This is a genomic window from Neorhizobium sp. CSC1952 (assembly GCF_030378245.1).
In the GTDB taxonomy this organism is placed as follows: domain Bacteria; phylum Pseudomonadota; class Alphaproteobacteria; order Rhizobiales; family Rhizobiaceae; genus Neorhizobium; species Neorhizobium oryzae_A.
Genome location: NZ_CP128416.1, coordinates 2,717,974 through 2,732,586 on the forward strand (window position 1 = coordinate 2,717,974; position 14,613 = coordinate 2,732,586).

Annotated in this window: 12 protein-coding genes; all 12 read right to left on the bottom strand. The window is 64.2% G+C overall.

Annotation, left to right across the window (positions count from 1 at the left end):
* Nucleotides 1–76: 76 nt before the first annotated feature.
* The 12 genes from QTA58_RS13285 to QTA58_RS13340 all read right to left on the bottom strand — a co-directional run bounded on the left by QTA58_RS13285 (nucleotide 77) and on the right by QTA58_RS13340 (nucleotide 14,481).
* Nucleotides 77–835, bottom strand: coding sequence for an ATP-binding cassette domain-containing protein (locus QTA58_RS13285; RefSeq protein ID WP_289669198.1), 759 nt, complete (start codon nucleotides 833–835; stop codon nucleotides 77–79).
* Nucleotides 832–1,773, bottom strand: coding sequence for an iron chelate uptake ABC transporter family permease subunit (locus QTA58_RS13290; RefSeq protein ID WP_289669199.1), 942 nt, complete (start codon nucleotides 1,771–1,773; stop codon nucleotides 832–834). Before QTA58_RS13290 ends, QTA58_RS13285 begins: the two co-directional genes overlap by 4 nt.
* Nucleotides 1,766–2,743 (bottom strand): iron chelate uptake ABC transporter family permease subunit, encoded by a 978-nt coding sequence (locus QTA58_RS13295; protein ID WP_289669200.1) that lies wholly within the window; start codon nucleotides 2,741–2,743, stop codon nucleotides 1,766–1,768. The genes QTA58_RS13290 and QTA58_RS13295 overlap by 8 nt, the downstream gene beginning before the upstream one ends.
* Nucleotides 2,740–3,627 carry a siderophore ABC transporter substrate-binding protein gene (locus QTA58_RS13300; protein WP_289669201.1) on the bottom strand — a complete coding sequence of 296 codons (888 nt, stop codon included), beginning with the start codon at nucleotides 3,625–3,627 and terminating at the stop codon, nucleotides 2,740–2,742. The genes QTA58_RS13295 and QTA58_RS13300 overlap by 4 nt, the downstream gene beginning before the upstream one ends.
* Before the next feature lie 53 nt (nucleotides 3,628–3,680).
* Nucleotides 3,681–3,980, bottom strand: a complete 300-nt coding sequence (locus QTA58_RS13305; protein ID WP_289669202.1) for a DUF2218 domain-containing protein — start codon at nucleotides 3,978–3,980, stop codon at nucleotides 3,681–3,683.
* A 123-nt stretch (nucleotides 3,981–4,103) separates the two neighbouring features.
* Nucleotides 4,104–6,359, bottom strand: coding sequence for a TonB-dependent receptor (locus tag QTA58_RS13310; RefSeq protein ID WP_289669203.1), 2,256 nt, complete (start codon nucleotides 6,357–6,359; stop codon nucleotides 4,104–4,106).
* 197 nt (nucleotides 6,360–6,556) lie between these two features.
* Complete coding sequence (locus QTA58_RS13315; RefSeq protein WP_289669204.1) at nucleotides 6,557–7,531, bottom strand: FecR family protein; 975 nt, start codon at nucleotides 7,529–7,531, stop codon at nucleotides 6,557–6,559.
* A gap of 98 nt (nucleotides 7,532–7,629) precedes the next feature.
* A complete protein-coding gene (locus QTA58_RS13320) occupies nucleotides 7,630–8,145 on the bottom strand; it encodes a sigma-70 family RNA polymerase sigma factor (RefSeq protein WP_289669205.1) in 516 nt (171 codons plus the stop codon).
* Between the two features lie 247 nt (nucleotides 8,146–8,392).
* Complete coding sequence (locus QTA58_RS13325; RefSeq protein WP_289669206.1) at nucleotides 8,393–9,703, bottom strand: DUF6005 family protein; 1,311 nt, start codon at nucleotides 9,701–9,703, stop codon at nucleotides 8,393–8,395.
* Nucleotides 9,700–10,980, bottom strand: a complete 1,281-nt coding sequence (locus QTA58_RS13330) for an AMP-binding protein (protein ID WP_289669207.1) — start codon at nucleotides 10,978–10,980, stop codon at nucleotides 9,700–9,702. The genes QTA58_RS13325 and QTA58_RS13330 overlap by 4 nt, the downstream gene beginning before the upstream one ends.
* The gene (locus QTA58_RS13335; RefSeq protein ID WP_289669208.1) at nucleotides 10,977–12,713 is read right to left on the bottom strand and encodes an IucA/IucC family protein; all 1,737 of its coding nucleotides are present in this window, start codon (nucleotides 12,711–12,713) and stop codon (nucleotides 10,977–10,979) included. Before QTA58_RS13335 ends, QTA58_RS13330 begins: the two co-directional genes overlap by 4 nt.
* On the bottom strand, nucleotides 12,697–14,481 hold the full coding sequence (locus tag QTA58_RS13340; protein WP_289669209.1) for an IucA/IucC family protein: 1,785 nt from the start codon (nucleotides 14,479–14,481) through the stop codon (nucleotides 12,697–12,699). Before QTA58_RS13340 ends, QTA58_RS13335 begins: the two co-directional genes overlap by 17 nt.
* Nucleotides 14,482–14,613: the final 132 nt, after the last annotated feature.

The following is a 14,613-nucleotide window of genomic DNA, read 5'->3' on the forward strand; positions in this document are numbered from 1 at the left end:
ATCAACTGGCTCATATTTTGAGCGTTGTGACCGTCGTTCTGGCAGTCGGCATGACCGGCTTCGGCACGGCTTCCTCCTACCGGAAATGCAATGCCACCGGCTTGCCATCGACGACCTCAACCGGCATGCGGAAGCCGAACACGCTCTCGAGAATGTCCGTGTTGAGGAGTTCCGCAGGCGCTCCGTCGGCGATGAGGCGGCCGTCCTTCATCGCGACGATCCGGTCCGCATAGGCGCCCGCCTGGTTGATGTCGTGCAGCACGATGACGATCGTCTTTCCCTTTTCGTCGGCGATCGCGCGCAGCGACCGCATCAGCTCGCGGGCGTAATACATGTCGAGATTGTTGAGCGGCTCGTCGAGCAGCAGGTAGTCCGTGCCCTGGCAGAAGGCCATGGCGACGAGCGCCCGCTGCCGCTGGCCGCCGGACAGCGTTTCGATGAAGCGGTCGGCGAGATCGGCAAGGTCGAATTGCTGCAGGGACTGGCCGACGATCGCCCGATCCTCTTCGGTGAGCCTGCCCCGGCCATGGGGAAACCGCCCGAAGCCCACGAGTTCGCGGACCCTCAGCCGGCTCGCGACGATCGAATCCTGCCGCAGGATGGCGATGACCTTCGCGAGCTCCCGGTTCGGCGTCGTATCGACCGGAAGGCCGTCGATGGTGATGCTTCCTTCCTGGAGCGTCTGCAGCCGCGAAATCAGCGACAGCAGCGAGGATTTTCCGGCGCCGTTCGGCCCGACGAGGGCGGTTATGCCGCCTTTCGAAATGGTGAGCGAGATGTCGTGCAGGATTTTTGTCGGGCCATGCCGAAAGGAGACATTCTCTATCCGGATCATTTGCGGCTCCCGAGAACGAGCAGAAGAAGGAAGACGAGGCCGCCGGCGAACTCGATGACGACGCCGAGCGTCGAGCTGTTGCCGAGGGCGTGCTGGAAAAGCGTCTGGCCGCCGACCAGGATGAAGACGGCCGTCAGCGCCGCCGCCGGCAACAGCACGGCATGGCGCCGCGTATCGACGAGGCGTTCGGCGACGGCGACGACCAGCAGCCCGAAGAAGGCGACGGGTCCAACGAGCGCCGTCGAGACGGCGACGAGCGCGGAAACGAGGAGCAGCAGGCCGGTGACCGTCCTTGCCCATGTCACTCCCAGCCCGGTCGCGGCATCGGGTCCCAGGGCGACGATGTCGAGAACGTGCCGTGCCCTCCAGGCGATGGCGGCGCCCACGAGCGTCAGCACGGCTGCGAAGACGAGCAGGTCGGTGCGCACGTCGTTGAAATTGGCGAAGCTCGCGCCCTGGACGACGGCGAAGTCGTTGGGGTCGATCAGGCGCGCGAGCAGCGAATGCAGGCTGCGGAACAGCACGCCGAAGATGACGCCGGCGAGCAGCATCAGCCCCATGTCCACACGGCGCCGGAGCATCGGCAGCAGGAGGCCCGTCGCAAGCGCCATCAGCACCAGCACTTCGCCGCCGAACTTGAATTGCGGGTCGAGCGCGGCATAGCCCATGCCGCCGAGCAGGAAGACCAGCAGCATCTGCCCGAAGAGGTAGAGCGCGTCGAGCCCCATGATCGAGGGTGTGAGGATGCGGTTGCCGGTGACGGTCTGGAAGATCACCGTCGAGGCGGCGATCGACACGCTCACCTGCAGGAGTGCGGCAAGCTTTGCGGCGCGCAGGCCGAGCACGAAGCCGATATTGCCGCGAAGCCCGATCGTCATGAAGGCTGCGACGCACAGGAGGGCGGCCAGGCCGAGATAGAGGAGGCGGCGGTCAGGCATGGGCGGGGCGGCGGAAAAGGAGCCAGAGGAAGATGAAACCGCCGACGACGCCCATGACCGTGCCGACCGGGATTTCGTAAGGATAGCGGATCAGCCGGCCGAGGATGTCACAGCCGAGCACGAGTGCCGCGCCGCTCAGCGCGACGACGGGAAGCGTGCCGCGCAGGTTGTCGCCCATCAGCCGGGAGACGATGTTCGGCACCACGAGGCCGACGAAGGGGATCATCCCGACCACGACGACGCCGAGCGCGGAGACGATCGAGACGATGAGCAACCCGAGCTGCATCATGCGGGCGTAATCGATGCCGAGGCCGACGCTGGCATCACGGCCGAGCGTCATGATCGTCAGGCGATCGGCAATGAACCATGCGACGGCGACCATGAGCGCGCCGATCCACAAAAGCTCGTAGCGGCCGCGCAGCACGCCGGAAAAATCGCCATTGGTCCAGACGGCAAGATATTGGAGAAGATCCGCCTGCCAGCCGATGAAAGTGACCGCCGCGCCGATGACGCCGCCGTAGACGAGGCCGAAGAGCGGTACGAGAAACGGCTGGGTCGGCGGCAGCCGGTGCGCGGTCATCAGGAAGACGGAGGTGCCGAGAAGGGCGGCCGCGCCGGCCGCGAGGCTCTTGAGGGCGAGGCTTGCCGAGGGCCAGAGAAGCGTGGCGAGAAGGATGCCGAGCTCGGCGCTCTGGGCGGTTCCGGCGGTGGACGGCTCGACATAACGGTTGCGGGCGAGCGTCTGCATGATGAGGCCGGCGATCGCGAGGCCGGCACCCGCGAGGATCGCGGCCAGGGTCCGCGGCAGGCGGCTCACCAGCAGAAGTTCGAGAGCATCAGCGTCCGACAGCAGGCGGCCGAGAGGCATGTCGCCGACGCCGACGAAGAGGCTCAGGACGAAGAGGATCGCGAGCCCGAGGCCCGCGATCGCCGCCGTTCCGGAAGGATGTTTTTCGGTTGCGGCGCTCATTCGGAGGCGGCGAAGGCCTCCGCGACCGTCGCCATGACCCGCTGCAGCGACTGCACGCCGCCGGCGGCGATGTAGAATTCGGCGGCCGGCAAGTAGACGACCTGGCCTTTCTTCCAGGCGGTTGTCTGGGCGACGAGCTCATTGTCCAGCGTCGCCTTGGCGCCCTGTTCGCCGGAGCCGATGGCGGAGGCGCGGTCGAGCACCAGCAGCCAGTCGGGATTGGCGTTGCGGATGAACTCGAAGGAGACCGCCTCCCCATGATTTGCGGCTTCCACATCCGGAACGGCGGGCGGCAGATCGAGGGCGGCATGCACCCAGCCGAAGCGCGAACCAGGGCCGTAAGCCGTGACCTTCGGCCCGTTGGTCATGACGATGAGGGCTTTTCCCTTGCCGGCGACGGCTGCCTTTGCTGCCCGGACCTGGGCATCGAGCTCGCCGGCTGCCCGGGCGGCTTCGTCTTCCTTGCCGAAAAGGGCGCCATAGGTCGCCAGCCTTTCCTTGGCCTGGGCGATCAGGTCGTCGCCGTTCATCGTCATGTCGATAGTCTGCGCCACCTGCGCGGCCGCTTCCGCCTTGGTCGAGGATCGGCCGCCGACGATGATGAGGTCGGGTCCGAGGGCGCTCAGGGCTTCGAGATCGGGCTCGAAGAGATCGCCGACGATTTCGGCGCCCTGCTTGAGGTCTTCCAGCTGGGAGACGAACAGCTTTTCCGGCACGCCGGCCGGCTTGACGCCGAGGCGGTCGAGCGTGTCGAGCGCGGCGATGTCGAAAACAGCCACCGTTTCGGGCGTCTCCGCGATCGTGACCGGCCCCTTGGCGGTCGAGATTTCCGCGGCGTCAACGGCGATTGCCGAAAACACAAAAGCGGCAGATGCCGCGATCATTCTCAAATTCATTCTTTCACCGTCTTGTGGATATGGTTCGGCGGAAAGGGGCGTCAGGCGGCCCGGCCCAGCGTCTTCCATTGCAGGCCTTCCAGATTCTCACGGAAGGCGAAGCGCACGAGATGCCTTTCGATCACCGATTTCGTCTCGGCGAGCTGGTCCTCGTCGGCGGCCGTCGCCAGGATCTTCAAGCCGGAATCGTCCGAATCGAGGATGGCGGTGCCGCAGGAAAAGCGGCACTCCCCATGGTTTTCCGAATAGGAGGTCTCGATCTTGTGAGCGAAATGCTTGCACAACTGGACGAGATATTTGTGGCCGTGTTCCGTGTGCCATTCCGCAGATGCCTGAAGCATGGTCGCACTCCTTCTTGAATTTCACGCTCCACTTATACTCGCCGGAAGGCGCCGCACAATCGAAAACCGGAATCGAAAACCGGAAGAAGAGGTGCCGCCATATGAAGCAGCACCCCTCCGCCATCAGAACGTCGCCTTCGCCGTCAGGAGGAAGCTGCGGCCGGGCTCGTAGAGCGGGTTGACCGTGCCGAATTCCTGACCGTAGGTGGCGCGGTTGGCATAGGTTTCGTCGAAGACGTTCTTCAGTTCGGCCCGGAAGGTGAAGTTCGGCAGCGTTTCCGGTTTCCACTCGGCGAAGACGTTGACCACTTCGTAAGCCTTGTAAGCGGGTGTGCCGGCCACGACGTGATCGTATTTCGGTGCGAGCTCGATATCGCCGCCGATCGTCAGGCCCCAATCGGCGAAAGTATGCGCGGCCGTAATGGTGATGATGTCGCCGACCGGTGTCGCAAGATAATTGCCCGCATCGGAATCAGCCGGAGCATCGTCGATATCGACGTCGATATGGGCATATTTGATCTTCACGTAGCTGTTCGTCCACTCGTAGCCGACGCCGATCTCGAAGCCTCTGGATTCCACGTCCCGGCTCACCAGCGCTCCCCCGGCCGCGGGGTTGTAGCTGGCGTCACGGGCATTGAAGATGTCGGTCCGGAAGACGCTGGCCTCGGCAGTGAAGCCTTCATGTCTGGCTTCGAGGCCGAACATATAGTTGTTGGCGGTGACGACGTCCGGACCGTCCGGCCCGTAGTCCCATGCGGGGTTGATGATGAAGTTCTCGGCAAGCGGAATGCCGGCCCAGACATGCGAGAAGCCCGCCTTGGCGGTCAGGAAATCCGTCAGGTCGTATTCGCCGGAGATGTTGGCGCTGAGACCGCCATGGTCGAACTCGGACCCGTCGACGCCGGTGAACCATTGATGATCGGCGCGTGCGCCGAAGGAAAGCTTCGTCCGCTCCCAGGGTTCCAATCTCGCTTGCGCGTAGATGCCGACATTGCTCGCCTTTTCGCGCCCGGAATCGGAGAAGCCGAGCGCGGTGCTCTCGGCATCGAGTTTGGCGCGGTCACTGTAGAAGTCGACGCCCGCGACGATATTGCCGATATCGAACGAGAACTTGTTCTCGAACTTTCCGTTGAAGCTCGACGTTTCGCCGATCGACGGATAGGTCGTGGGGATCGACGGGGGAGGGCAGCCGCGCGGGCAGGCATAACCCAGCGTCTCGACCTCCGTCGCGCTGTAGGCCAGCATGATCGTCGGGTCCCACCAGCCTTCGGGTGATGTATCCGTATAGGTAAAGACCGTATTCTGCCGGTCTATCCTGATGTCGCGGATGCGCGGTTCCCACATCGGGCGGCCGGGGATTTCCCCGATATTCGGCCGGAACGGGCGAGGCGCGTCGTCGACGACCCGGTCATGGCTGATCTCGAAGCGGTGGCCTTCTTCGGATTCGTAGGCGATCTTGCCGAGACCGCTCAGGAGATCGGTGCTCGTACCACGCACCTCGTCGCCGTTGCCGGCATGGAAGTCGTTGCCCTTGCCGAAGGTGAAGTAGCCGAGGAACTCGAAACCGTCGTGCTGGCCATAGGCGGAGAGGCCAGTCGTCACCGTCTCGCTGTTGAAATTGTAGGTGGAGGTCACGAAGCCGCCGATCGACTGGCCCGGCGCCAGGAGGTCGATCGCATCCTTGGTCTCGTAGTTGATCGCACCGGCGAGCGCGCCAGGCCCGGCATCCGCCGGCGCAATCCCGGCATCGACATCCACGGCCTTCAGGATCGACGGGTCGATGAGGTTGGTGGCGTTGTGGTGGAAGACCTTGTTGTTCTGACGGGCGCCGTCGATGCTGACGGCGAGATTGGTTTCCTCGACGCCGTGGACATAGACCTTCTGCGACATGGGAAGCGAGCTGCCGACCTGCACGCCGGGTTCTTGGCGGAAAACGTCGGCAAGGTCGGTCGGATTGATCCGTTCGAGCTGTTCGGGACCGATGACCGTTTCGCCGATGTCGCCTTCCGCGCCCGGCTGGCCCTGCAGGACGATCGGGCGAAGGGTGGTTGCGCCTTCCGCCGGGAGGTTACCTGCGGAGGGCGCGGGAGCACCGATGACGGCCGTGCCGTTGGCGATCCGGTAGGAGACGCCGGTGCCGGCCAGCAGGCGGGCGAGCGCCTGGTCGGGCGTGAGACTGCCGCTGACCGCCTGCGCGCTGATGCCGCGCGACGTGGAGGCGGCGAGTGTCACCTGCAGGCCGGACTGGCGGCCGAAGGCATTCAGAGCCGAGGCAAGCGGCTGGGCGGGGATGTCGAAGCTGCGCGTCGCGGTCTGCGCCATGGCGGAAGAGAGGAGGGCAGGTGCCCCGAAGATCGCGGCGGTTGCCACGGTCGCCATCAATCGCAAGGCGATGGCCCTATACCTGCGCTTCGTCCGAACTCCGCATGCCACTCCGCTTACCGGCAAAATCATCCGCCCCGTCTCCTGCTACGCTTTATCCGCCAAGGCCCCCCGGCCTGCGTTCAGCGTAAAGACGACCACGCCCGGCGCTTTTTTCACCGCTGCCCGAAAAAATTCAGAAAATCTTAATCGTGCTAAAAGAGCGCGAGCACCCGGAGATAGGGTGAGATGCGGTGCACCTTGCCGCCATAGGGCTGGACGAGCGCTTCGAGCGCCCGGTCGGGGTTGGACAGGTCGTAAAGTCCGGTGACGCGGCGGCCGGCGAGATCGCCGCTCGGGATGCTGATCCAGGCGGGATGGTAGCGCTGCAGCGCCTCGACGACGGAGGCGATGGTCACGTCGTTGACGAACAGCCGGCCGTTCCGCCAGGCGGCCATGTCCTCCGGCGCCAGCCTGCCGCGCGATATCCGGCCGTCGTCGCGGCGGACCGTCACCGTGTCTCCCGGCGAAAGCTCGAATGTATGCGGCGCGCCGGTCACCGTGAGGCCGACAACGCCGCGGGCGAGTTCGACCGTGGTGTCCTCAGGCGTCATGTGGACGTCGAAGGCGGTGCCGAGCACGGTCACCTTCACGCCGCCTGCCGTGACCACGAAGGGGCGGGCCGGATCGTGGGTCACGTCGAAGAACGCTTCGCCGGCAAGCAGCGTCACATGCCGGGATCCGCCTGCGAAATCCGTGTCGATCGCACTCGCCGCCCCGAGTTCGACCGTGCTGCCGTCCTCCAGAGTGACCGTGCGGAGCTCGGCCGTCGCCGTTTTGAAATCGGCCTGGTAACGGAGGAGGAGGGAGGGGCCGGCGAGCGCCAGCACAAGACAGGCCGCCAGAGCCATCGCCGCACCGACGCCGAAGGCGCGCCGCCGCCGGCGGGCGGCCAGGGTCTTCGCCTGGCGTCCCGGACGCCAGAGATCCTCGTGGATCGGCGTCGTCTCGCCCATCAGCTCCCAGGTCCTGCAGGCCTTCAGCCAGGCATCCCGGTGCGCCGGCGACCGGTTGAGCCAGACGGCGAAACCGCCGTCGCCATCCGCCGCACGGGACGACGCCCTGAGGCGCAGGAACCAGTCCATCGCCTCTTCGAGAATCTCTTCGTCTGTTTCGCCGTTGCGTGTCAAATCGTACCTGCTTCGGATGTCCCGTCGCTTCTATCCGAATTTTTCTTCCATGCGTAGGAACGATTGACCCGTGCGGATTTTTCGTCGGCCGCGATTGTTCAGGAATTTTTTCTATCGAGCGCCGTTGCGATCTTCACCATGGCGGTGCGTACATGGCGATGGGCCGTCGCGACCGAGATGCCGAGATGGTCCGCGACGCCTTCGAGCGTATGGCCGCCGAAGCGGTACATTTCCACCGCGACCTGGACTTCATTCGGAAGCGAGGCGAGCACGCCGGCCGCGATGCGCACCTCGTCGCAGAACATCACCGCCTGTTCGGGCGTCTCGGCCGACTGCGGCACCGTCCAGAAAGGCGGATCCTCCGCATGCCCGCGATGCTCGATCCTGCGGCGCTTCAGCACGTCGAAGGAGAGATTGCGGACGATGCGGTAGAGGTAGGCAACCTTCTGGCGCGCCGATTCCGTCGTCGCCCGGCCGGGGGCGAAACGCAGATAGGCTTCCTGCACGATGTCTTCGGCTGCTTCCCGAGAGCCCAGGATACGCGCTGCATAGTCGACCAGGGCCGACCGGTGGGCGAGATAGAGGCTGTGTCGGTTGTCTGCTTCCAAAGTCATCTGATTGGAGTATCGGTTTTCGTTCAATATGCGGCCAGTCCACGCGCCGAGACGTATGGGAGCTGAGTTCGTGATACGAATGACACGTCCGGATGGTTTGCCATGCGGAACGCATATCTATCATCAAAAACTTGATTACAATAGTCATATTAAGATGACAATGGAAAAGACATGACGGCCCGCCGCCGCGGGTGCGTCAGCGGCGGGGCATGGACAGGAAGAGCGAAGAGGCCGCCCGGGCTTGCGTTCAACCAGCGGCTCTCTTGAGTGCGGTAACGGGTGCCGCGACGTTCCGGTCGCACCACAGGGCGGAGACCTCTCCGAGCCTGCCCTTCAGCTTCCGCTCCAGTCGATCGGCCTCGTCCAGCCGTTCGAATACCGCATCCGCCTGCTCCCCGTCGCCCGTCTGGCCGAGCTTCATGCAGGCATAGTGGAGGCCCTTCAACGACTGGACGAGCGCTTCGATCTCCTCGCACCATGTTTCGAATTCCGCCGCCGGCAATTTGAGGGCGCGCCAGAAGAAGGCGAAGCCATGCTCGTAGGCGTATTTGCGGATGGTGATGACCGGCAGTTCGCGCACCGCCGCCGCAAGGTCCGCAAGCGTCAGGCCATCCCGGCCTCCGAGATGGGCGGCGACGATATCGCGGACGGCATCGACGATAGGGTTCCTGTCCTCGACGAAGCAGGCCTCGAAATAGGCCTTGATGTCTTCCGCGTCCGGTGTCCGCGCCTCAGCATTGTCGAAGACGTAACCGCCGCCGACCGTCGGCTGCATGATCGCGTGGATCACCTTTTCCCGTTCGATCTCGCCTTCCCAGCGGTAGTCCGGATCGTGCACGAACCATTTCTGAGGATCGGCGGTTTCCTGCAGCATCAGGTAATGCGGGAAGGGGTTCTGGTTGAATTTGTTCTCCCGCTCGGGGAGGTGGAACATGTCGAGCATGACCATAACCGAGCCGGTATCTGGACGGTTCTTCACCAGATCGAGAAGCACGGCGAGATTTTCGAGCTTGGTTTTTCGAGGGTCGTACCATTCGCGGACGGTGACGCCGTAGAGCCGCTGGAACCAGCTCCGGAAGAACTCCTGGGTGATCTCCGGCGAATGGTAGAGAAGCTGGAAGCGGTCGCCGACGGTGAATTTCGCATCCCAGACGCCGAAATAGAAAGGTCGCTGATCGAGGCTCCGCCGCTTCAGGCCGTCGCAGACGCAGCTCACGAAGCAGTGTACCTTGATGTCGTAATAGGCCTCGCCATGCACGCCTTCATCCGTCGTGCCGCCGGTCAGGGGGAAGGAGGGAACGGGCGTGGCGGAGGGTTTCGGCACGTAGAGCGAAACGAGGTCGGCCACGGTCTCGATCTCCTGCCGGGCGATCGCCTCTTCCGGCATGGCGAGGCCGTATTCGAGCTCCAGGTTGAGGAAGATCTGCAGGATCAGCACGGAATCGAGGTAAAGATCCTCGTTGAGGCGCGCCTCCGGACCGAAACCTTGCATATGCGCATGCGACATGTGCTCGGAAAGCACGATCCGGATCGCATCGAGAACGTCTTCGCGTGTCATGAGGCAACTCCTGCCGCCGTTGTATTGAATTCGCCCGCCGCATGGCGGGCCGCCACCTCGCGGCGGCTGATCTTGCCGTTCGCCTGGCGGGGGATTTCCGCGACCTGGATCATTTCCATCGGCAATTGATGGCTGGCGAGATGGCGGCTGCACCATTCGCGGATGTCCTGCGCCGGAACCGGCCGGCTGGCGCTGTAGAGGAGCGCAACGCGTTCCCCGGCAAACCGGTCGCTCTTGCGGAAGGCGACGGCGTCGGTGACGGCCGGCATGGCCATGACCGCGTCCTCGACATCCTTGGGATAGACGTTGAGGCCGGAGACGTTGATCATGTCGTCCATGCGCGACACGAAGACCAGCATGCCGTCTTCCCGGCGGTAGCCGAGATCGCGGGTGTGGATAGGGGCGCCGCCTTCGCTCTGCACGACGATCTCGCCGGCGTCTTCGGCGCCCGTTCCGGCGGCGGCCGTCAGGTGAGGCAGAACGAAGCCCATGTCGCCGGCGGCGCGGACATCCGGATTGATGGCGATGCAGCCGGATTCCGAGCAGCCGTATTGCTGGAAAAGATGCTCGCTTTTGGCACGGATCTGCGTGAACCACGGGTCCGGCAGCAGCGTGCCGGAGGTCATGGCCGCATAAAGCCGTTCCCCCTCGGGCAGAAGCCGGGAGAGCGTATGCAGGATCGCCGGCGAGGAATAGAGCAGCGGGCGATCGGTCTCGCGCAGCACTTTGAGGAGATATTTGGGATTGGCCGTCTCGACGATGACCGGCACCTGGTCGCGCTTCAGGGCGACGAGAATGCCGCAGATCAACCCGTAGGAATGGGTGGTGGGGCAGGCGATGACCGGCGTCATGCCCTCGGGCTCGCGGAAGGTGCGCACATAGCTTTCGACCTCCCGGTCGATCTCTTCCCAACTGCGGGCGATGCACTTCGCAGCCCCCGTCGTGCCGGAGCTCATATGCAGCAGCCGGCCCGGTGACGGCGGCTCTTCCCGTGCGTCGAGCACTTCGGCGGTCATGCCGTTATGGAAAAGCCGGTCGCAGTTCGCGGTCAGCGCAAGCTTGCGGGCCGCGGCATAGGGTGTGCCCGGATGGATCGGCAGGACGCTGGCGCCTGCCTTGCGGATGGCGAAGAAGAAGGACAGCCATTCCGTGGTGTCGCCAAAGCAGACGGCGTAGCGGCCGGTACTGTTCTCGTGGAGGCCTATCTGTTCGGCGATGCGGTTCGATGCATCGTCGAAATAGGGGCGGTCATAGAGCCGCCCGTCGATCCGGATCATGGCTTCCTCCTTCGTTCGGACGTCCTTTCGGCCAAGGCGTTGGATATCGCGTGGTGATATTCCGCCTTCAGCGCGAGGAGCTTTCGGGTGATCAGGGATTCGGTGAGGATGAGTGGGCGGTCGTGCCCGAGCTCGGCCTGGCGCCGCCGCATGCCCCGCTCGTTCGCATAGGACGTGAGCAGGCTTTCGACACGCTGCCAGAAGCGGAATTCCGGAAGGCCGTAGCAGACATCGAGTAGGTGGGATATCTCGCTCAGGTTATAGACGAAGAGCGTGTCCATCACGAGTTCGCGGAGCGAATCGAGATTGTCCGTCCAGTAGTATTGATCCGGCTCCGCCTCGCGATAGAGCGGGTTGATCGACAGGAAGTCGGGCGCCTTCTCGGGCTCGCGCAGGAAGCCGGGGGAGAATTCCACGCTCTCGTGGAAGTCGCGCAGGATGAGGCGCACGGGCCAACCGTCCCGGTGCACGAGCAGCATGTTCTGTCCATGCGCTTCCACCGCGATCCCGTGCCATACGAGCAGGTGCCAGACGGGCAGGACGGCGATTTCCAGGAGCCGGTTCATCCACGGCATGAGGCCGAAGCGCTCTATCCATTCGTCCGCGAACGGCCGTCCGTCCGCCTCGACCATCATCAGGGAGTTGAACGGAACGATCTCCTCGCCGGGCAGAAGCGAGGCTTCCGCATTCTCGCGCCAGATCGCCCCGATCTGGCCCGCCAGCGGCCCTCCGGCATCGGCGATGATCCCGGCATATTCCCGCAGGATGACGAGTGGATATTCTTTGACGAAGGCCGGATCGCTTTGGACTATGCCGGCGATCCAGTTCGAGAGAGGCGGCGCGGTGCAGACCGAATGCGGTTCGAGGATGCGCTTCGACGAGGTGTTGACCATGTTCATCGGGAGCTTGACGCTCGCCGCCAGCGGCCGGTCGACATTGAGCAGCGAACGCACCGATTGGGTCGCGACATAACGGTCGCCCATCGGTCCCAGATGATGGGCTTCGCCGACGGCGATCCAGTCCGAAAGCAGGGTTTCACGCAACTTCTGCCATTGCCAGGGATGCAGCGGCACAAGCCCGAATTCCTCGTCGGGCAATCCAAGTTCCTGCCGCCGAATCTGGATTTTTTCCCACGTTTCCTGGCCAAGTTCAGCCAGCCAAAAGGCTTTTTCGCTGCCGGGAAGCGCCTGGCGGAGATGCTTTCGTGCGACAAGCAGCCAGACGAGCTGGAAGGCCTTGCCGGTCTCCGGCCCGTACGCCGCGTGATCGGCGATCGAGAAACCGGTGCGTGCCTTGTAGCAGGGATGGTAGGGATGCCCTTCGTCCAACGCGCCTTCCAGCTCCGTAAAGGTCATGTGACGGCGGACGCGCGGCGGAAGATTGCGATGGTTCCATTCGCAGAGGGCGATCGTCTCTTCCAGTTCGCGAAGAAGTTTCCCGCGCGAGATGCCGGTGCCGGGAAGCGACGTGACGATCGCGCCGAGCGAGGCGGGTTCCCATTCGCCATGAAGGGCCTGCATTTCGACGGAGCCTTCCGTGACACGGATCCGCCCGAAGGGGCCGACCGTGCCGCGGCACCGGAACTGCCGGCCGCCGAGCGACCAGTGGAATTGCCTCGGGCCTTCGCCGGCACTTTCCCGCGCATCGGCGATGCCTTCGAAAAGCAGCGCCGCCACGAGCTGGCGCAGCACGCGGTCATGCGGCCGTCCCGGTATCTCAAGAGGCAATGGCATGGCTCGTCCTCGGGGCCGCCAGCACCATCGGAACCCTCAGCGGGTTCGGAACCTGCCGGTAAAGGGTATGGGTGCCGTCGGATTGCAGCTCGTCGATATCGAAGAGGCGCGTCGTCAGGTTGGCCTTGGAGGCGATCGTCGGCAGGTCGAGGACATGCCGCGCGAAATCCTTCCCGGCTCCGGTCATCTTTTCCGCGCATCGTTCCAGATGGCCCCTGAAAGCGCATAGAAGCACGCTCTCGTCGCAGAGGCCGTCATGGCTCATGCGGCTGATGACCGAAAAGACCTGGTTGACGATCAGGTAATAGGCGAAGCGGTCGCGGATCTCGCTGTCCGGGAAATACAGGGAAGCGATCGTTTCCGTCTCCGGCACATGGCCGGCAAGCAGGCTGCGGTAACGCTCGGAAAGATAGAAGCCCTGGTTGTCCCGATAGTAACCGGCTGTCGGATAACCCGCGCCGATGTCGAGAAGGCTGTTCTGCTGATGGGCTTCCAGCGCGATGCCGTAGTCGTCGTAGAGCCGGATCAGCGGCTCCACGGCGCAATCGAAATAATGCCGGAACCAGGAGAGCGCAGCGTCGGACAGGCTGTCGGCACGTCTGGCGGCAAACCTGCGGACAAGGCGCTCCAGCCTCGAGATCTCTCCGGGAAGCGGGTCGGCGGTCAGTGCGGCGACGGTGACCACGCCGCGCGCGCCGTCGCCCCTGAACGGGTTTTCGCGAAGGATAACTTCGAAGCCGCTTTCTTCTCGACCCGGCATGTCGAGCGTGACATAGGCGGAGTCGTGGATGATGCGGAAATTCGCCGACCGTTCGGCAAAGCCGATGCGATGCATCAGCCTTGCCATCGCCACGCCCGCTTCCAGCTCCTGACGGCGGTTGATGCGGACGGAATTGGTGATCCTGACGGGAAGCGAGAATTTGAGCATCCAGTCCGCGTGGGCGCTGTAGACCGTGCGGACGGAGGAGGTCGCGGTGAAGAGGGGGCCGGCGGGGCCGATATGGCGCAGGCTGCCGCGGCGCTGCAGCGCCTGCACGTCCGGGTCGAGAAGCAGCGCTTCCGCCTGAAGCGGATGCATGGGGATAAGGCATTCATCGCTGCCGGCCCCGACATCGCTGCCGGACCTGCCGAGCTGCGAGCGGACGATCTCCTGCACGTCCGCCCCGTGCGCCGAAGCCTGGCGCACATGGCTTTCCCTTGCGGCGAAGTAGTGGAGCCTGAACTGGCCGCGCAGTTCCGGAGCGTACCGTTCCTGCTGCCAGAACGTCATGCCCTGCCGGCTCTTCGGCGTCGGGTGCTGCCAGTGACCGAAGACGAGCGACTGCTCCGCCTCGATGAAATGTCCTTCGTCCTGCGGCGGCGGAGAGGCTTTCTCGATATAGAGCGCCATCTGCTGGTAGCTGTCGAGAACGCGCATCAGAAGCTCGAGTTCGAACGTGCGCAGGGCATCGGTCCGACCGTCTTCCATCTGGCGGTAGGCCTCATGGATGAGGAGGTGGAGGGCGGACATCGGTTCGGCCTGCCGCCAGGCCGCGTCCGACACGGCCCGCACCCATAGCCTGCCGAAATGCTGCGGACCGCAAAGGGAGGCCGACAGGATTTCCGCCCGCAGCAGCGTCTGCTGCCGCGGCAGGGACCATTCGATGCATTCGACCGATCCGGCAGGAATGCGGTGCACGACCGGCGTGCCGGGATTGACCTCCCGCAGGTAGCAGTTTGCAAAACTCTGGAACGTGGCAGCTTCGGCGGCTTGCCTGGACGATTGCATGGTCTCCATCCCCGGCACGCGATAAAAAGGATCGCGCATTGCTCGTCTGTTTCGGCTTCGATGACGGGGAACGGGCGTAGCCATCCGCTCCCGGTCGGTGCCGGCACCTGTGTGCCGCTGGTCGGGTAGGGC

Coding starts and splice junctions, on each gene's coding strand:
- QTA58_RS13285 (WP_289669198.1), bottom strand. CDS start 835: ATGATCCGGATAGAGAATGTCTCCTTTCGGCATGGCCCGACAAAAATC.
- QTA58_RS13290 (WP_289669199.1), bottom strand. CDS start 1,773: ATGCCTGACCGCCGCCTCCTCTATCTCGGCCTGGCCGCCCTCCTGTGC.
- QTA58_RS13295 (WP_289669200.1), bottom strand. CDS start 2,743: ATGAGCGCCGCAACCGAAAAACATCCTTCCGGAACGGCGGCGATCGCG.
- QTA58_RS13300 (WP_289669201.1), bottom strand. CDS start 3,627: ATGATCGCGGCATCTGCCGCTTTTGTGTTTTCGGCAATCGCCGTTGAC.
- QTA58_RS13305 (WP_289669202.1), bottom strand. CDS start 3,980: ATGCTTCAGGCATCTGCGGAATGGCACACGGAACACGGCCACAAATAT.
- QTA58_RS13310 (WP_289669203.1), bottom strand. CDS start 6,359: ATGGCGACCGTGGCAACCGCCGCGATCTTCGGGGCACCTGCCCTCCTC.
- QTA58_RS13320 (WP_289669205.1), bottom strand. CDS start 8,145: ATGACTTTGGAAGCAGACAACCGACACAGCCTCTATCTCGCCCACCGG.
- QTA58_RS13325 (WP_289669206.1), bottom strand. CDS start 9,703: ATGACACGCGAAGACGTTCTCGATGCGATCCGGATCGTGCTTTCCGAG.
- QTA58_RS13330 (WP_289669207.1), bottom strand. CDS start 10,980: ATGATCCGGATCGACGGGCGGCTCTATGACCGCCCCTATTTCGACGAT.
- QTA58_RS13335 (WP_289669208.1), bottom strand. CDS start 12,713: ATGCCATTGCCTCTTGAGATACCGGGACGGCCGCATGACCGCGTGCTG.
- QTA58_RS13340 (WP_289669209.1), bottom strand. CDS start 14,481: ATGCAATCGTCCAGGCAAGCCGCCGAAGCTGCCACGTTCCAGAGTTTT.